At 49.3% G+C, this 18,991-nt stretch carries 13 protein-coding genes; 11 read left to right on the top strand and 2 right to left on the bottom strand.

Annotated features, from left to right (window positions below; all coding sequences use genetic code 11):
* Positions 1-501: 501 nt before the first annotated feature.
* From H8709_RS11690 to tsaA, 10 genes are all read left to right on the top strand, one after another.
* Positions 502-1,209: a helix-turn-helix domain-containing protein gene (locus H8709_RS11690; protein ID WP_262398488.1), complete on the top strand. Its 708-nt coding sequence runs from the start codon at positions 502-504 to the stop codon at positions 1,207-1,209.
* Entirely contained in the window at positions 1,206-2,774 is a 1,569-nt protein-coding gene (locus H8709_RS11685; protein ID WP_262398490.1) for a type I restriction-modification system subunit M, read from the top strand. The genes H8709_RS11690 and H8709_RS11685 overlap by 4 nt, the downstream gene beginning before the upstream one ends.
* Positions 2,771-3,997: a restriction endonuclease subunit S gene (locus H8709_RS11680; RefSeq protein ID WP_262398487.1), complete on the top strand. Its 1,227-nt coding sequence runs from the start codon at positions 2,771-2,773 to the stop codon at positions 3,995-3,997. The genes H8709_RS11685 and H8709_RS11680 overlap by 4 nt, the downstream gene beginning before the upstream one ends.
* A gap of 23 nt (positions 3,998-4,020) precedes the next feature.
* Entirely contained in the window at positions 4,021-4,725 is a 705-nt protein-coding gene (locus H8709_RS11675) for a hypothetical protein (RefSeq protein WP_262398486.1), read from the top strand.
* A gap of 15 nt (positions 4,726-4,740) precedes the next feature.
* Complete coding sequence (locus H8709_RS11670; RefSeq protein WP_262398485.1) at positions 4,741-7,788, top strand: type I restriction endonuclease subunit R; 3,048 nt, start codon at positions 4,741-4,743, stop codon at positions 7,786-7,788.
* 492 nt (positions 7,789-8,280) lie between these two features.
* Positions 8,281-8,637 carry a helix-turn-helix domain-containing protein gene (locus H8709_RS11665; RefSeq protein WP_262398484.1) on the top strand — a complete coding sequence of 119 codons (357 nt, stop codon included), beginning with the start codon at positions 8,281-8,283 and terminating at the stop codon, positions 8,635-8,637.
* Between the two features lie 5 nt (positions 8,638-8,642).
* Positions 8,643-10,286, top strand: a complete 1,644-nt coding sequence (locus H8709_RS11660; protein WP_262398483.1) for a recombinase family protein — start codon at positions 8,643-8,645, stop codon at positions 10,284-10,286.
* A 45-nt stretch (positions 10,287-10,331) separates the two neighbouring features.
* Entirely contained in the window at positions 10,332-11,129 is a 798-nt protein-coding gene (gene ku / locus H8709_RS11655) for a non-homologous end joining protein Ku (protein WP_262398482.1), read from the top strand.
* On the top strand, positions 11,129-12,067 hold the full coding sequence (locus H8709_RS11650; RefSeq protein WP_316248760.1) for an ATP-dependent DNA ligase: 939 nt from the start codon (positions 11,129-11,131) through the stop codon (positions 12,065-12,067). The genes ku and H8709_RS11650 overlap by 1 nt, the downstream gene beginning before the upstream one ends.
* 158 nt (positions 12,068-12,225) lie before the next feature.
* Positions 12,226-12,912: a tRNA (N6-threonylcarbamoyladenosine(37)-N6)-methyltransferase TrmO gene (gene tsaA, locus H8709_RS11645; protein WP_262398480.1), complete on the top strand. Its 687-nt coding sequence runs from the start codon at positions 12,226-12,228 to the stop codon at positions 12,910-12,912.
* A 210-nt stretch (positions 12,913-13,122) separates the two neighbouring features.
* On the opposite strand, the gene H8709_RS11640 is transcribed toward tsaA, so the two are convergent.
* Positions 13,123-13,632 (bottom strand): CarD family transcriptional regulator, encoded by a 510-nt coding sequence (locus tag H8709_RS11640; protein WP_262398479.1) that lies wholly within the window; start codon positions 13,630-13,632, stop codon positions 13,123-13,125.
* A gap of 4 nt (positions 13,633-13,636) precedes the next feature.
* A complete protein-coding gene (locus tag H8709_RS11635; protein ID WP_262398478.1) occupies positions 13,637-13,927 on the bottom strand; it encodes a hypothetical protein in 291 nt (96 codons plus the stop codon).
* 577 nt (positions 13,928-14,504) lie between these two features.
* Between H8709_RS11635 and H8709_RS11630 the strand changes: the two genes are divergently transcribed.
* The coding region (locus H8709_RS11630) for a GH32 C-terminal domain-containing protein (protein WP_262398477.1) at positions 14,505-18,991 on the top strand (4,487 nt) is incomplete at its 3' end.

The raw sequence follows: 18,991 nt of genomic DNA, 5'->3' as shown, positions 1-18,991 counted from the left end.
TTATACCATCTGGCTGGCCGCCGTTTTAATTTTGAAACGCTCAGCGGCTTGATTTTGTGTTGCCTTTTTTGCTTCACTAAAAATCTGAAATTTCTACTTGACTTTTATTAGCAGGTCTTTCTAACCAATCAAAAAATGCTCGTTTCGATACTCTTATGAGCCGCCCATGCCGGATGACGGGAAATCCCTCCGAATGGACAAGCCCACAGGCGCTTACTTTTGAAATGCCCATGATTTGCTGAATGTGCGACACATCCAAAATCTAGGGCAGGTCGTTATAGTCTGTTGTCCGCTCTTTTCTTTTGTCCATGTAATGCCTCCTTTTTTATTTTCTATTGCATTTTATTGATTTACAGTTTACAATTAAAATAAACTGTAAACTATATTTGTATTATAAAAGAAAAGGAGTGCGTTTCCCGTATATCAACAATAAATTAGATTGGTTTATGGTATATGCGAATCATAAACTTTAGTTTGTTGTTTATAGGAGGTATAAATCCCATGCTATATGATGAGCAGAGAATGGCACAGACCAAAGAACGGTTAGAGGATTTACGCAAAGAAAAAAAGCTGTCCTTTGAACAGCTTTCCAAACAGCTTGCAGAGCGCGGCACAATCATCAGCCACACTAATCTAAAAAATTATGAAATTAACGACCCGATGCACTCCCTGTATGGGCGGACGCGGAGCATGAGCATTGAATACCTTGTTGCGTTTGCAGATTTCTATGATGTGTCGGTTGAATATTTACTCGGCTTTTCCGATTCCCGCAAGCGGGAGTATCACGACATATCCGAACAGCTTGGCCTTTGTGACGGAGCAATAGACGAACTGATCCGTTGCAAGGAAAACTCCGGCAGCGAAGATGCCCCGAAAATATATGCCGAGCAGGACACTGCTGTTTTAGATGATTTTCTGACCAGCACGGAGTTTGAGTATGCAATGGAGAAAATCAAGCAAAGCCTGTTTGCCTACTATATGTACGACTTGAGCAAGGGCAGCGTAACGGAGCTTTCTCGTGAGAAGAACGCAGAGAAAATTGAGAAAGCGCGGCAGACCATGAACAAATACGGTTACTTCCCTGTTGAGAACGATGTAGTTTCGGCAGTGCTAATGGAAAACGCCATCGGCGCAATCAGCGCTTATCTGCGGCAGCTTCCAAAACGAATGTATGAGAAAAACATAACGCGTCGGGAGGATAAAAAATAATGGATACAAGAAAAGAACAGGAACGCGCGGAACTGCACCGCATAATTTGGAATATTGCAAACGATTTGCGCGGCAGCGTAGACGGGTGGGACTTCAAACAATATGTTTTAGGTATGCTGTTCTACCGCTATATCTCTGAAAACCTTACAGGATATATCAATCGCGGGGAGCATGAAGCTGGAAACGCCGAGTTTGATTATGCGGCGCTCTCTGACGCAGACGCAGAGGAAGCCCGCGCCGGGCTTGTGGAGGAAAAGGGATTTTTCATATTGCCGAGTGAATTATTCTGCAATGTTCTGAAAAAGGCCCCACAGGACGAGAATCTGAACGAAACCCTTGAAGCAATTTTTCGCAACATTGAAGCGTCGGCACAGGGAAGCGTCAGCGAGGACGATTTTAAGGGCTTGTTTGACGATATTGATGTAAACAGCAACAAGTTAGGCGGTAGCGTTGCAAAGCGGAATGAACGGCTTGTAAAGCTGATGAATGGCGTCGCTGATATGAAGTTGGGCAACTACCAAGACAACACGATTGACGCTTTTGGTGACGCTTACGAATACCTTATGGGTATGTATGCTTCCAACGCCGGAAAAAGCGGCGGCGAATACTTTACCCCGCAGGAAGTATCAGAACTTCTGACACGAATTGCGGTCTATGGCAAAACGGAGATCAACAAGGTTTATGACCCCGCTTGCGGCTCTGGTTCTCTGCTCCTGAAAGCGGCAAAGATTTTAGGCAAAGAGAATGTCCGGCAGGGCTTTTTCGGACAGGAAATCAACATCACCACCTACAACCTTTGCCGGATCAATATGTTTCTGCATGATATTGACTACGACAAGTTTGATATAGCCCATGGCGACACGCTGACCGAGCCTGCTCATTGGGACGACGAGCCGTTTGAAGCCATCGTATCCAATCCCCCTTACTCGATCAAATGGGACGGCGCCGGAAATCCGCTGATGATAAACGACCCGCGCTTTTCCCCGGCGGGTGTGCTTGCCCCGAAATCAAAGGCTGACCTTGCTTTTATCATGCACGCTTTGGCATGGCTTGCCACAAGCGGAACGGCAGCCATCGTCTGCTTCCCCGGCGTAATGTACCGCGGCGGCGCAGAGCAGAAGATCCGCAAGTATCTGATTGACAACAACTTTATTGATTGTGTGATACAGCTTCCCGATAACCTTTTCTTTGGCACAAGCATTGCGACCTGCATTATGGTTTTGAAAAAATCGAAATCGGACAACGCCACCCTGTTTATTGACGCTTCCAAAGAGTGCGTCAAGGTGACGAACAGCAACAAGCTGACGCAGGAAAACATTGATACCATTGTTGCTGCCTATGCCGGACGGGAGGACAAGCCGTATTTTACAAGGCTTGTGCCCAACAGCGAGATTGCTGGGCAGGACTATAATCTTTCCGTATCGACCTACATCGAGCAGGAGGACACGCGGGAAAAGGTTGATATTGTCAAGCTGAATGCGGAAATTGCGGAGATCGTGGCACGCGAACAGGTTTTGCGGGATGAGATCGACAGGGTCATCGCGGAAATCGGGGGAGAAGCATGAGAAAGTTAGTACAATTGATACAGGAGCTTTGCCCGGATGGGGTAACTTTTACGCCTTTATGGAAAGTTACAATCTGGGACAAAAGATTTAATGCAGTAGGAAGAGAAAAGCAACCAAAGGTTATCAACTATCCGTATTTGTTAGCGGTTGAATTGTTCGCATTAGAACAAGAGAACGGTGATGTATTCTTGCTTTCCACAGGAGAACAAACGGGGTGGACTACGGAGAAACTGGCCGAAGATAACTTGCGTGAGGGAGAAATTGTGGCTATTCCGTGGGGGAAATCAAGACCAGTTGCCGAGGTTATGAAATATTACAAAGGAAAGTTTGTAACTGCGGATAATAGAATTGCAACATCAGCCGATACAAATATTCTTTTGAATAAATACCTTTATTATTGGCTTCTTACGCAAGGGAAAACGATAGACGGTTTTTATCGCGGGTCTGGAATTAAACATCCGAGTATGAAAGATGTACTTGACCTTCGTATCCCACTTCCCCCTCTGCCGGTGCAGAGCGAAATTGTCCGTATATTGGACAATTTCGCGGAGCTTACAGCGGAGCTTACAGCGGAGCTTACAGCGGAGCTTACAGCGAGAAAGAAACAATATGAGTATTATCGGGATGAATTGTTGATGACCGAAGATAATGTTATCTGGATGGAATTGGGAGATATTGGAAAAGTTTCAATGTGCAAGCGAATTATGAAAGCTGAAACAAGCACCGCAGGAGACGTGCCATTTTATAAAATTGGAACTTTTGGCGGGATTGCAAATGCTTATATCTCACAAGAAACATTCGAGAAATATAAGGCTACATACTCCTATCCGAAAAAAGGCGATATTTTAATATCCGCAGCCGGAACAATAGGACGAACAGTTATCTTTGACGGGGAACCTGCATATTTCCAAGATTCAAATATCGTATGGATTGATAATGATGAAAGCCTTGTGCTGAACAAATATCTGTTCTATTGCTATCAGTTACAGCCGTGGCAGGTGTCAACAGGCGGCACTATCGCACGACTTTACAACGATAACATCAGTAAGGCAAAAATTCCTGTACCCCCACTTGAAGAACAGGAGCGCATTGTATCAATTCTTGACCGCTTCGACGCGCTTTGCAACGACATCACAAGCGGGCTGTCCGCCGAAATTGAGGCAAGGCAAAAGCAGTATGAGTATTACAGAGATAGGTTGTTGACATTTAAGCAGATATCCTAACAGTCATAGGGGATGGTGTCGTGTTGCAAGTAATTGACCCGAAGTATTTTATGCTGAACTGTAAATTTATTGACCGTGGGTTGCTATATGAAGATGATCTAATTGAGGTTTTGAATTGGTCTCGCTTTTTCAGAAACAAATCTCAAGATAAATCGGAATATGTTGCGCCGACATCACAGGACAGCGGCGAAGCTGATGCATATTCAACGGAATATCAAATTGACTTCAAATTAGTTGTCGATGAAGAAGTAATGCAAGGGCTAAACAAGAACAAGCCTACCGTAGACAAGAAACATATAAAGCAGGGGATTATCATCGTAAACGATAATCCCAATCCGACACCGATACCACCCAAAAATATCTTGGCTGACATTATGAGTATTTTTATGGACGAAATACAAAGCAACAGGTTGTCAAGCAATACAATAAAGCACTTTATTGAGAACTTGGAGAAAAACAAAAACCTATTGTTGTATTATCCTTACGAATATGTCAGCAATACCGTTTACCCCGTACAAGCTTTTTCCAATATGCTTACACAAGTGTTCAGAATACCACTTATTTATAGAAAGCAGAAATGTCCTGATAAAGATACTTTTGCCTGTATAAAGGTGAACAAAAACTTTTTGATTTTTGAATGGATTGAAGATGCTTTTGTTTATAGGGACAGCGTAAATGAGCTTTTGTGCGCTACTTACAGGGATTACAAACTATATTCGGTTTTTTAGGAAGGAGATGAGTGAATGAGCCAACACAACATCGTTGCATCCGCCAACGAAAGCACCGTTGTCGCGGAATATACACCCGAATCCTCACGATCTGATGCTTACCAGAGCGAAGCGGCATTGGAGCGCGAGTTCATCCGCTTGTTGACGACACAAGGCTATGAATATCTGAAAATCCATGATGAAAACGCCCTTGTTTCCAACTTGCGCCGACAGCTTGAACTTCTGAACAATTACGCCTTTTCTGATGATGAATGGGGCAGATTTTTTGCGGAATGTATCGCAAGCGTAAACGAGGGCATTGTGGAAAAGACCCGAAAAATACAGACCGACCATATTCAAATATTGCGCCGGGACGACGGCACGACAAAGAACATCTATCTGATCGACAAGAAGAATATCCATAACAACCGCTTGCAGGTTATCAACCAATACGAGGAAAGCGAGGGCGCGCACGATACCCGCTATGACGTAACAATCCTTGTCAACGGCTTGCCCCTTGTTCATGTGGAACTCAAGCGCCGGGGCGTTGCGATCCGCGAAGCCTTTAACCAAATCAAACGCTATCAGAGGGACAGCTTTTGGGCGGCTTCCGGGCTGTATGAATATGTGCAGATTTTTGTGATCTCCAACGGGACGCACACCAAATACTACTCCAACACCACCCGAAACAGCCATATCAAGGAAAACGGCGAGGGAGAGCACAGGCGCAGCAAAAAGACGAGCAAAAGCTTTGAGTTTACTTCCTATTGGGCTGACGGAAGCAACAAGGTAATTGCCGACCTTGTGGACTTTACCAAGACATTTTTCGCCAAGCACACCATTCTAAATATCCTAACGAGGTATTGCGTGTTCACAACGGAAAATCTCTTGCTTGTCATGCGCCCTTATCAGATCGCCGCGACGGAAAAGATTTTGTCGCGGATCGAGATTGCCACCAACTATAAAATGACAGGCACGATCGACGCGGGCGGCTATATATGGCATACGACGGGCAGCGGCAAGACGCTGACCTCTTTCAAGACCGCGCAACTCGCTTCCACTCTGCCCTATATTGACAAGGTGCTTTTCGTTGTTGACCGCAAAGACCTTGACTATCAGACCATGAAAGAGTATGACCGCTTTGAAAAGGGCGCGGCAAACAGCAACATCTCCACCCGCATTTTACAGCGGCAACTTGAAAACCCCGACGCGTATATCATCATAACGACCATTCAAAAGCTGGACGTATTCATCCGCAAAAACAAAGGACATGACGTGTTTAAGAAGCATATCGTTATCATCTTTGACGAGTGCCACCGCAGCCAGTTTGGAGATATGCACACGGCGATTACCAAATCTTTCAAGAACTATCATCTTTTTGGCTTTACGGGTACACCAATATTCGCGGCTAATGCGTCAAGCGGCGGCAAGCCCACGCTGAAAACAACTCCACAAGCATTTGGCGGGGAGCCGGACAAGGACGGAAAAAAGGTGCTGCCCCTGCATACATATACCATTGTGGATGCTATCAACGACGGCAATGTGCTTCCGTTCCGCATTGACTATATCAATACCGTCAAGCAGAAAAATAACGCTTCCGACAAAGAAGTGTCTGCGATTGATACGGAGCGAGCGTTAGCTGCGCCGGAGCGTGTCAGCGAGATTGTCAAATACATTTTACAACACTTCGACCAAAAGACCAAGCGGAGCAGCTTCTATACGCTCAAAGGGCAGCGCGTGGCAGGCTTTAATTCCATTTTCGCTGTAAGTTCTATTCCAATGGCGATGAAATACTATACGGAGTTCAGGAAGCAGCTTGCCGAGAATGGACGCAAACTGACCGTAGCTACGATTTTCAGTTACAGCGCAAACGAGGACGACCCGGAAGACATTCTGCCAGACGAGGGCTTTGAAACCGACGCTTTGGATAAGACCTCCCGCGACTTTTTGGAAGGCGCGATTGCTGACTATAACGCCGCTTTCAACACCGCCTTTGATACTTCCTCTGACAAGTTCCAAAATTACTATAAGGACTTGTCGCAACGCATGAAAAACCGTGAAATTGATTTGCTGATTGTCGTCAATATGTTCCTTACAGGCTTTGACGCGACAACGCTCAACACGCTATGGGTGGATAAAAACCTTAAAATGCATGGCTTGATACAGGCGTTTTCTCGCACCAACCGTATTCTTAATTCTGTCAAGACCTACGGCAACATTGTGTGCTTCCGGGACTTGCAGAAAGAAACGGATGAAGCGGTTGCGCTCTTTGGTGATAAGGAAGCCGGAAGCGTTGTGCTATTGAAAGGCTATGACGCTTATTACAACGGTTACGATGAGGACGGAAAACACTATCCGGGCTATGCGGAATTGATTAACGAGCTTGCACAGCGTTTTCCAATAGGGCAGGAAATTATCGGAGAGCAAAACCAAAAGGATTTTATCAGCTTGTTTGGCGCGATTTTACGACTGAAAAATATTCTGACCGCCTTTGACTCTTTCGCCGGAAATGAGATTTTGCCCGACAGGGATATGCAGGACTATCAAAGCATGTACATTGACCTATGGCACAGCATGAAGCCAACAAAGTCTGAAAAGGAAAATATCAATGACGATATAGTTTTTGAAATTGAGCTTATCCGGCAAGTGGAAATCAACATTGACTATATCCTTATGCTTGTGCAAAAATACCACGACGGAAACTGCGAGGATAAAGAAATTCTTGTTGCCATTGACAAGGCGATTAATTCGAGTATTCAGCTCCGCAGCAAGAAAGAACTGATTGAAAACTTTATCCGTACCGTCAACGCTTCTACCGAGGTTGACGCAGATTGGCGAAAATTTGTCCTTGAACAAAAGGACGCCGACCTATCCGCTATTATCATAGAGGAACGGTTGAAGCCGGAGGAAACACAAAAGTTTATCGACAGTTCTTTCCGCGACGGAACACTGAAAACGACAGGTACAGATATTGATAAAATTATGCCGCCTGTTTCCCGCTTTGGTGGCGGCAGGGCAAGTAAAAAGCAAGGCGTTACCCAAAAGCTGATGAAGTTTTTTGAGAAATATTTTGGGCTTGTGTAGGTACAGCACAACATCATATACCCGCTGCCACTTGTGAAATCGAACAGGCTTTTTGCTTATCTCCATTCACAAAAACCTGTCTGCTTTCCTGCCGGATAAAACGAGCGTGTCCATCATGCAACACCCTCATTTTACCCGTCAGCCGTAGCAGCAGGTATAACACACTACACCTTTGTTCCAAAGGTTGTGTGCCAAAGTGGTACCCTTTGGAAACCCTCGTTTTGTCGGAGTGTAGCCACACTTCGCAATTCTGCTCATGCGCCCCGTCCTCTAAAACTGCAAGAAAGCAAACGCATATCTGCCACCTATTCGGCAGATATGCGTTTGCTTTTTGCTGCTCCGTCTGCGCCCCAGACGGAGTGCATTTGTGATTTTCAGCGGACAAATCCCAAATGTAAATAAGCATAACCGTTATTTGATTATGCTTATTAAGGGTTGCTATTTATGTCGTATTCTGATATAATTAAATCAGAGAATGGGGAGGTGATTTTCTTGAAAGAAGTTGCAGATAGATTACGGCATTTGCGCGAGAGCGTGAAGCTGTCACAGGTGAAGATGGCAGAGATTGTCGGCGTAAAGCAATCGAGCCTAAACCGCTACGAATTAAATCAAGCCTCGCCCACTTTTGAAACCCTTACCCGCTATGCGGATTACTTCGATGTGTCTATGGACTATATCTTCGGGCGCACAGATAACCCGCAGGGCAAGCTGTACGAATACAAGCCCCAAATTACGCAGAGAGACCCGGAGATGAAGCGGTTTGTGGAGATGTGTTTTAACCCGAAATCGCCCATGAATGAGCGATTGAAAGAAACGCTGCTGCAAATGTTGGGGGAGGCGAAAGAATAAATGTTGTGATTTACGCCCGTTATTCCAGCCACAGCCAGACCGAGCAATCCATTGAGGGCCAACTTCAAACCTGCTACGAGTTTGCCAAGAACAACGGCCATATCGTGATAGGCGAATACATTGACCGGGCGCAGAGCGGCACCACGGACAGCCGGGCCGAGTTTCAGCGCATGATTGCCGACAGCGACAAACACATCTTTGAGGGCGTTTTAGTCTATCAGCTTGACCGCTTCGCCCGTAACCGATATGACAGCGCCATCAATAAAGCCAAGCTGAAAAAGAACGGTGTGCGGGTAATTTCCGCATGGGAGAACATCAGCGACGACGCAAGCGGCATTTTGGTGGAGGGTGTGTTGGAGAGCATGGCCGAATATTACTCCGCCGAGCTGTCCCAAAAGATACGACGGGGCATGGACATCAACGCCGAGAAGTGTTTGAGCAACGGGAGCAATCCCGGCCTCGGCTACCGGGTGGACGAGGAGCGCCGCTTTCATGTTGACCCGGAGGGGGCGGCCATCGTCCGGGAGATTTTTGAGATGTATGCTAGCGGAAAGACCGTGGCGGAAATCACCAAGTATCTCAATATGAAGCAGGTCAAGACCTCGCTGGGAAAAGAGTTCAACAAGAACAGCCTGCACCGCCTTTTGCGGAACAAGCGGTATATCGGCTATTATATCTACAAGGACACGGAAACGCCGGGCGGTATGCCCCGTATTATTGAGGACGAGATTTTTGAGCGGGTGCAGCATATCCTTGACCGCAACAAGAAGGCCCCCGCCCGTTCCAGAGGCCGGGAGGAATACCTGTTGACAACAAAGCTGTTTTGCGGGTACTGCCGGGAGATGATGACGGGTTATGGCGGGACGGGCAAATCCGGGACAGCCTACCGCTATTACGCCTGTAAGAACGCCAAGAAACGGGCCTGTCAAAAGAAAGTAGTCAGCAAGCAGAAAATCGAGGACAGAGTGGTTGCGGAGTGCCGCAAGCTGTTGACCGACAGCAATATTGAGAAAATCGCCCACTCCGTTGCTGCCGCTTGTGAGGCCGATTATGACAGTTCCGCCATCAAGCGGATCAACGCGGCGATACAGGAGGCGGACAGCGCCATAGAAAACCTCTGGAAAGCTTTGAAGCGGGGACAGGCCGTTGATATGATTACCGAACGCATAGAGAACCGCAAGCATGAAAAGAAGGAGTCACAGGGCCAGCTTGCCACTGAGATGGGGAAGCAAATCAAATTCACCGCCCCGCAAATCAAGGCATTTCTCTATTCGCTGAAACGGGGGAACATCAATGACGAAAACAACCGCCGGGGCCTTGTGAATATCTTTCTTCGGGCCATTTACCTCTATGACGATAGAATGACGCTGATACTCAACGGCGGGGACAGACAAATCACTCTTGACGATATTCTGCTTGACGAGGTGGAGGAACATTTTGAGGGTGTGATTTCAAGCTGTGCGGGGTGTTCGCCGTTGGTTGCGGACGCTCCACCAAAGAAACCTGCTCAAGAATCACATTCTTGGGCGGGTATTTTTCGTTGTACCCCACTTTATACCGCGCTCATACCTGCCTGGATAGAGGGCGCGGGAGCGGCGATGTCCATCCATAAAGAAACACCTCCTGAGCTTGGAAATTACCCAGTATAGGAAAAGCCATGCGTGAAACACTAACAAAAATGGAGGTGTTCAAGCATGGCTGTTTCTCATAAAGGCGCCATATCTTTTGGCTTGGTCCATATTCCCGTGGCGCTTTACACAGCAACCCAGGACAACGATATTCACTTTAACCAACTGCACAAGGACGACCACCAGAGGATTCGATACAAAAAGGTGTGCGGTCACTGCGGCAAGGAAGTAGTGACCAAGGACATAGTCAAAGGCTTTGAGTACGACAAGGATAAGTTTGTCATTATGTCTGATGAAGACTTTGAGAAGGCTAAGACAGAGAAGGACAAGACCATCCAGATTCTTCACTTTGCCGATTTGGAAACCATCCGCCCCATCTACTATGATAAGACCTATCACGTAATCCCCGAAACCGGGGGAGAGAAGGCCTTCGAGTTGCTTCGTACCGCAATGAAGGAAGAAAACAAGGTGGCCATTGCAAAGACCGTAATGGGCACCAAAGAAACACTGCTCTCGATTATCCCAACAACCGACGGGATTCTGATTGAAACCATGTTCTTTGCCGATGAAATCAAGGAACTACCCAAGTCCTATACGAAGCCCGAGGTCAATCCGGCAGAGTTGACAATGGCGAAGACGCTCATCGGCTCGATGGACAAACCCTTTGAACCCGAGCTCTACAAGGATGAGTATCAGGAGCGCCTAAAGGAGATAATCGAGCAAAAGATCAACGGCAAGGAAGTAGTGGAGACCAGGAGCGAGGAGCCCAACAACGTCATCAACCTGATGGATGCGCTCAAAGCAAGTATTGAGCAGAATAAGCCCAAGCCAAAGCGGACCCGCAAGAAACCCCAGGGCGCATGATGGACCTGTTTGAAGCCAAAGATATCCAGCCCATGCTGATCGGGGAATCGAAGGATCTGCCGTTTGTTGATGGCGCCTGTATCTATGAACTCAAATTGGACGGAGAACGATGTCTGGCCTACCTGGACAAAGAGGGGACAGAGCTGAAAAACAAGCGAAACGATCGGATGCTTCCCAAGTTCCCCGAGCTTAAAACCATCCACAAGCAGGTGAAGAAGCGCTGTATTCTGGACGGGGAACTCATCGTCATCTTGAATAACCGCCCCGACTTCTCAGAGGTACAGCGCCGCTCCCTGATGTCCAATTCTTTTAAAATAGAGCTGGCGTTGAAAAAAGCGCCGGCAAGCTTTGTTGCTTTTGATATCCTTTATTATGAGGACCATCCGGTGATGGACCTGCCGCTGATGGAAAGAAAGAAGCTGTTGTGTAAGGTGGTCAGGGCGCAAAATGAGCGGTTCGCCGTCTCCCGTGTGATGGAAGGCGGGGCCGCCGACTACTTTGAGCAGGCTAAGGCGCTGGGGCTAGAGGGCATTGTGGTCAAATATCGTGAAAGCAAATATTACCCTGGGAAGAGGACCAAGGACTGGATTAAGGTTAAGAATCTGCTGGATGATGATTTTGTCGTGTGCGGCTATATTCACAAGGAACAGAATGTGGTTAGCATAGTGTTAGGCCAGTATGAAGGAAAAACGTTGCTCTACAAAGGGCATGTGACGTTGGGCCTTTCGAGGGAAGCCTATGAGGTCATCTCCACCCATCCGCGCATAACAGCCCCCAAGTTTGAGGCGCCCAAAGGAAATGAGGATGCCATCTGGATCAAGCCGGACCTGGTTTGTACCGTCAAATACATGGAGAAGACCGCTAGCGGAGGCCTTAGGCAGCCGGTATTTAAGGGGTTGCGACCCGACAAAAAGGCAAAGGATTGCGTCGTGCAGTAAGGGCCATTTGTACCGCATTTTTATTTCGGGCAGAAAGAGATCGCAATATTTTGTAAGTTTTATATATTTGACGGCGGCGTAAAATTCACTATAATAGATGGAGTAAGTGCCAAACGCCGGTAAAAGGCCGGCCACAATTGCAAGGGGGGGAGAACGCTATGGCAGAAATGCAGCCGATTGCCCATATCCACACCGACTTTCCGACCAAATTTGGCATTCCGCGTCAAAGCGGCCTGATCGCGGAGCTTCGGGCACAGATTTATTTCGAACCCGCCTACCGGATCCCAGAGGCCTTCCGGGGACTGGAGGGTTATTCCCATCTCTGGCTGCTGTGGGAGTTTTCCGAGTCCATTTGCGATAGATGGTCGCCGACTGTCAAGCCGCCCCGCTTGGGCGGCAATAAACGGATGGGCGTCTTCGCTACCCGTTCCCCCTTCCGCCCTAATCCCATTGGACTCTCCTGTGTCCGGCTGGAAGAGGTGGCGCTTTACACGCCGGAGGGACCAATCCTTTATGTCTCAGGGGCTGATCTGATGGACGGCACCCCGATTTATGACATCAAACCCTATCTGCCATATGCCGACTGCGTTGCTGACGCCGTTGGCGGCTTTGCCGACCAAGTGAAAGATTACGGCCTCCAAGTGGAATTTCCGATAGAATTGCTAGACCTAATCCCTGTGGAGAAGCGCGCCGCTCTCATGGGAGTGCTGGAACAGGACCCACGTCCCGGCTACCGGCATGAGGAAGGACGAATGTTCGGCGTGGAATTTGCGGGCTTTGACGTGCGCTTTACCGTTTCCGAAGGGATTCTCACCGTGCGGGAAATTGAAAAACTGGGTGATTAGGCAACCAAAATAGGAATGCTTGTAACAAAACAAACGGCGATCCATCTAAGAGATGGACCGCCGTTTTGTTTTCATCTAAAAGCCTCCTAGGCGTCCGAACCAAAGCCCGCTCCCGTTCCATAGGCACCCTACCGATAGGGGGATGAAAGATTTCTCACCGAGAGGGATGACAGATAGGGGGAGCGAAACGCAGATTTGGTGGCCGGTGCTTTAGCCGTTATTTTGCACCTTGATCTGTTCAAGAATGAAGGGGAGCACTTGCTCGGGCGTAATGTTGAGTACGAGGGCAAATTCGTCGTAAAGCATTTTTTCGGCCTCATGGAAAAACCGCTCATCCGCCATGTGAAGCCGTTTGCCTTTGTCCTGCTGCTCCCGCTGATGGAGATAGAGGGCTTTGATCATCTGTAAAACTTCCCGGCGGTTCCCTCTGGCCAGAATATCCTTAAACCTTTCCTTGCGCTCATTTTCATTTTCAACCCAGCAGGTGTCTTCCTCGGGCATAGAGCGAATCATGGCCTGAATTTCCTCTGCGGTCAGGACCCGGTGCATCTTTTCCGCTAGGGCATCATTATGCATGGGGACATAGATGGTAAAATTGTTATAGACCGGCTCCAGAATGTAGTATTCGTCCGAAACCCGCCCGAAGTCCTTTTTGGTGATTCCCGTGATTTTACAAACCCCATGGGAACCGTAGAGGATGGTATCATTGACGTGATACATAGGCTCACCCTTTCTTCTGTTGACTTTTCCAAGGCATTTTGCCGCTATAGTATTTCCCGGCGATTTTCTTTTGCTGTTCCAGGCCCAATGTGTTGAGGATGGAAAGCCACTCACGCTGGGATAGTTCCTGCTGTGCCGCGCTCTGGCAGAAGGAGCAGGATTCCCCTTTGCACTCCGAAATGCTCAACAAATCACATCCGCACCGCTCAGACAGATGAATGCAGTCCGGATAATGCAGAGGCTTCATATTCTGCTGTTTGGAGACGGGGATAAAATCTCTCTTTAACAATGCCACATCGTTCTTTCTCCATGGAATAAAAGAAAAACGTGTTGTCTGCTCCAACTGGTCTTACGTTCTGCCGAGCAAACAACACGTTGAGTTTATTATCATTATAGCATATTTCCGACCGAAGTGCCAGGACCATCGGCCTGTCCAAGTGAAATTTTGTGGAACGCTCACAAGGATGGACCGGCACTCTTTTGGGCATTTTGCAAATACCGGGCAAAATGCGTTGTTTTTGCCCCTCTCTGATTGGAGGAAATGGAGAATTTGAAACGTTTTTATCCACAGTATTACCATACAAGTTGCCGCTTGTTTGATAATAATTTTTTTGTACATACAACTTATCGTACCTTTTCTTTGGAAAAGTCAAAGAATGGGACAATTTTCGTCCTAATATGGGAGTGATCAACAAACAAAAGAAGAAAGATGTATGATTTGTCTATACATTTTAAAAGCAGTTCATAATATTTGACTATTATATATAAAAATATTATAATAAAAAAACGATTCCGTCCATAGAAAACGGTGTCATGTCCTTTGGGACATGCCCCTTTTCCGGGCGAAAAACGACTTATGAGGAGGAGAATTTATGAAGAGAAGCAACCGTGCACTCAAAAAGGGAAAACGATGTTTGGCGCTGGTTTTCGCGCTGGTTGTGGCGCTCACCAGCATCCTGCCGGCAGGCGTATTTTCCGTAAGTGCGGCCACTGAGGCCATGGGACTTGAGGGCCTTTCCGGCCCCACTTTGAGCGAGACCTCAGCGGGCGTCTACGAAATGGCCTATAAGGGGGGCAATAGTTTTGCCCTTTCCAAGACCCAGGCAAAGGCATTTACCCTGGAAGCGGACGTCACCTTCCTCCAGGGCAATACGGCCACAATGATGTTCGGCGCCGGTACCTCCGATGCGACCAATGTGGGCAACGGCACCGATAACGCCTTTTTCGGCTTGGAGTTTACCCGGGACGTGTCCGCCAAGACGGTCGTCATCAAGCTCTTTGAAGACGGTCCCTCCGGACAGGTGCTGGGCAACAATATCATCCCGGGCAAGACCTACATGGCAAAGGATGTGGACACGGAGGGCGTTGTCCATCTGAAGCTGGTGGTCACCCCGGAGAAAACGCTGGAAATCTATGTGGCAGGGCAGGAGGTGACTTACACCTTTGCCAAGGACTTTGCAAAATACTACAAAGGCGGCTATATCGGGCTGATGACCTACAATTCCAGCATCCGTTATGAGAATATCAGCTTTACGAAAAATGACGTGTATCAGGACCTGACCAATTTAAATGGTCCCCAGCTGACAAAGCTTTCGGACAATAACTACCAGTTCGCTTTTAAAAGCGGAAACAGCTTTTCCCTCTCCGAAACCAAGGCGTTTGCCTTTACGCTGGAAACCGACGTCACCTATGTGCAGGGTAACACGGCCACCATCCTGTTCGGCTCCATGACCACCGACCCGGCAAACGTGGGGAGGGGCACGACCAACAGTGTCTTCGGCTTGGAATTTTCCAGGAACGTCGGGGAAAAGGCCATCTACATCAAGCTCTTTGAAAACGGTCCCGACGGCGTCTTGGGCGACGGCATCATCGCCAAGATGAAGGCCGCTACGGTGGAGGATACGGACACGGTCCACCTGAAAATCGAGGTGACCGAATCCAAGGACCTCAATATCGCCATCAACGACACGGCGGTATCCTACACCTTTGCCAAAGACTTTAAAAGCGCCTACGAGGGCGGCTATATCGGGCTAATGGCGTATAGCTCCCAGCTACTCTACAGTAATGTGGATGTGACGGTCAACAGCCTCCCTCCCGTAGGAAACTTTAACAATAATTTGTCCGGCTGGCGCACTGTCAGCGGCAAATGGACCCTGACCGACAGCGGCATGAAAGCCAGCAATCTGACGGTGGGCAACAGCTTCTACATGTCTTCCACCCAGTTGGCGGCGGGAGAGGCTTTTGTCTATGAGGGCGACATGCATCTGCCCAACGAAACCGGCGCACGGGGCGGCGGACTCGTCTTCGGCGTCACCAACATCGACAAGCCCGGCGACGCCTGGTACTGCATGAATGTGGACAGGAACCAGAACGTCACCAAGCTCTTTAAGAATGTATCCGGCTCCCAGGGCTTCACCATCCAGCGCCAGCTAACCGCGCAGGAGAAGACCAAGGAGGACTTCCACTTCCGGGTGGAGCTTTTGGAAGGCGGCAAGATGAATTATTATCTGGACGGAGGACTGGTGGGTTCCAACTCCGATCCCAGCTTTGCCGGTGGGTATTTCGGCATCATGTCCTACTTTTCCAACTGTTCCTTTGACAATGTCAAGTATTATAAGGTATCCACTCCCAAGCTGACCGGCCTCAAGGTGGAGGGCGCGGATATTACCCCCTCCTTCAGCGATTCGGTCTATGAGTACACAGCGGAGGTCCCCTTCGAGATCGCTACCCTGCAGGTGACGCCCGCCGCCGACGCGAAGTTCAGCCTTTCGGTCAACGACGAGGCGGCCGTCAGCGGCAAAGCCTCCCCAGTGGAGCTCAAAGTGGGCTACAACACCATCTATGTCAAGGTGATGGACGACGCCTCCCAGGTGTCCAATATCATCACTCTGAAGGTCAAGCGGGCGCAGGACCCGGAAAACGCCTTCACCGACGATTACCGGCCCCAGTTCCACTTTACCCCCGAGTTCAACTTCATGAACGACCCCAACGGTCTGGTTTATGACCCGAGCAATCAAACCTGGCACATGTTCTTCCAGCACAGCCCCCAGCTCCCCAACATGGGCAACCAGACCTGGGGACACGCCCAGTCCAAAGACTTGGTCAACTGGACCCAGCTTCCCACCGCCATGGAGATGGACGAGCTGGGGCGCATCTACTCCGGTTCGGCCGTGGTGGATGAAAAGAATACCTCCGGTTTCTTCACCGATAACAAGGAGGGTGAGTCCAAGCTGGTGGCCGTCTTCACCCATTCCGGCGGCGCAGTGGCCGGCAAGTATGGCGGACAAAAGCAGTCCATCGCCTACTCCAAGGACCACGGCCTGACCTGGACCAAATATGAAGGCAACCCCGTCATCCCCAATGAGGACAACAAATACGGCGGCGGCTTCCGGGATCCCAAGGTCCTGTGGTACCCCGACGCCAGTTACAAAAACGACGGCATCTGGCTGATGATCGTGGCTGGCGGCCGGGCCCGCATCTTCTCCTCCGAAAACCTGAGGGAATGGAAGCACGAAAGCGATCTCAACTATGCCGACGGCACCGCTTTGGAGTCCGAGTGCCCCGATCTGTTTGAACTTCCCATCGACGGGGACAAAAACAACACCAAATGGGTTTACTTTGGCGCTGGCAAGTTCTTCGTCCTCGGGGAGCTTGTCAAAGAGGGCACTGGAGCAGACGCGGTCTTCAAATTTAACGCTGAGACCAACCGCATCAATATCTCCAACAATGTCACCGAGATGTACGCGACCCAGAGCTACTATAACGACGGCGCCGGGTTGGGCCGCAGAATCAGCGTGAGCTGGATGCGGGATTCCACCGCCCCCGGCACCATCCCGGACAAGGTCTGGAACGGCGCCCAGTCCCTGCCGCTGGAGACCAGCCTGCGCACGGTAAACGGCCAGGTGAAGCTGTGCTTCTACCCGGTGGAGGAGATAAACTCCCTGCGCGCCGCTTCTCCCATGTTCGCCATCGACAAACCCACCGTGGTCAGCGACGGCGACGCCAACATCCTCTCCGGCTTAGCGGGACAGAAATATGACATCGAGGCCAAATTCACTCTGGGCAGCGCTTCGGAGTTTGGATTTAACCTGCGCACCGGCGACGGCCAGAAAACGGTCGTTAAATATAACCAGGACAGAAAAGAACTCATCGTGGACAAAACAAAGTCCGGCGTGGCGCTCAACGCCCTCAAGAGCTGGGAGATGGTCCCCGAGGACGACGGCACCGTCACCCTGCGTATCCTGGTGGACTGGTCGGTGCTCGATGTCTTCGGCAATGATGGGGATTCCTCCATCAGCACCCTATTCTTCCCCGACGGCAGCAGCATCGGCATGGAATTCTTCGCCACCGGCGGTGATGTGACCATCGATTCCATGAAGATTTACGACATGAAGTCCATGTATCGGGACGATTTGCCTACACCGGACAGCGATCCCACCATGCTCTCCCTCACCGCTCCCGCCAATGCGGATGTGGGCGAGGAATTCACCGTGACGGCTAGCGTCTTGCCCTACACGGTGAATGATAAGAGCGTCACCTGGACCTATGACACTGAAAAGCTCGTCAAAGTGGATGAAACCGACAATTCCATCACCCTCAAGGCGGCACAGGCCGGCGACTATGTCGTCAAAGCCGTCACCAACAAAGGCGGCTTAGAAAAAGAAGCCACCGTTTCGGTCATCAAGAGAAACTTTAATACCAATCTGACCGGCTGGACGACCACCGAAGGCGTCTGGACCATCGACGAAAACGGCTGGCAGGCGGTCTGCGGCAGCGACAACTTCGCCATGTCCGACGTTTCCATGGACGGCAACTTCACCTTGGAGGCCGACGTGACCCTGGAGGCCGGGCGCTGCCTGGGCCTTGTCTTCCACTCCCAGGGGGCCAACGGCAAGACGGCCGGCTCCTATGTCTTCAATTTCGACCGCAACATGAATAATTTCCGCATCTTCGAGTTCCCCTATATCAATGGCGCTACCAGCGATTTGGCGAAAATTTCTTTCACCGACGCGGGCATCACGCCAGAGATCGGCGAGACCTACCACGTGGTGCTCACCGTCAAGGACAATAAATTCTCCGTCAGCTTTGACGGCAAGGAGCTCTTTAAAGATGTGGCGGACACCAATGATACTCAGGTCTATGATTCCGGTCGTTTGGGCCTGATTGTCCACCAGTCCACAGCCCGGTTCCAGAATGTTTTTGTGAAGAGTGAATCCCCCATCAAGACGGTGGTTACTCAAATCGAGGACATCAACGTGATGGTGGGTGCACCGGCGGACGAAGTGCTGGCCAAACTCCCGGCAAAAGTCACGGTGGAGCAGGAAGACGGCATCCAGAGAGACGTAGACGTTGTCTGGAA

Source organism: Zongyangia hominis, from assembly GCF_014385095.1.
Lineage (GTDB): Bacteria > Bacillota > Clostridia > Oscillospirales > Ruminococcaceae > Zongyangia > Zongyangia hominis.
This window is presented reverse-complemented; position numbering and strand designations above follow the sequence as displayed.

What these genes read in the sequence shown, in the direction of transcription:
- H8709_RS11690 (WP_262398488.1), top strand. Translation starts at nt 502, where the DNA reads ATGCTATATGATGAGCAGAGAATGGCACAGACCAAAGAACGGTTAGAG.
- H8709_RS11680 (WP_262398487.1), top strand. Translation starts at nt 2,771, where the DNA reads ATGAGAAAGTTAGTACAATTGATACAGGAGCTTTGCCCGGATGGGGTA.
- H8709_RS11670 (WP_262398485.1), top strand. Translation starts at nt 4,741, where the DNA reads ATGAGCCAACACAACATCGTTGCATCCGCCAACGAAAGCACCGTTGTC.
- ku (WP_262398482.1), top strand. Translation starts at nt 10,332, where the DNA reads ATGGCTGTTTCTCATAAAGGCGCCATATCTTTTGGCTTGGTCCATATT.
- H8709_RS11650 (WP_316248760.1), top strand. Translation starts at nt 11,129, where the DNA reads ATGGACCTGTTTGAAGCCAAAGATATCCAGCCCATGCTGATCGGGGAA.
- tsaA (WP_262398480.1), top strand. Translation starts at nt 12,226, where the DNA reads ATGGCAGAAATGCAGCCGATTGCCCATATCCACACCGACTTTCCGACC.
- H8709_RS11640 (WP_262398479.1), bottom strand. Translation starts at nt 13,632, where the DNA reads ATGTATCACGTCAATGATACCATCCTCTACGGTTCCCATGGGGTTTGT.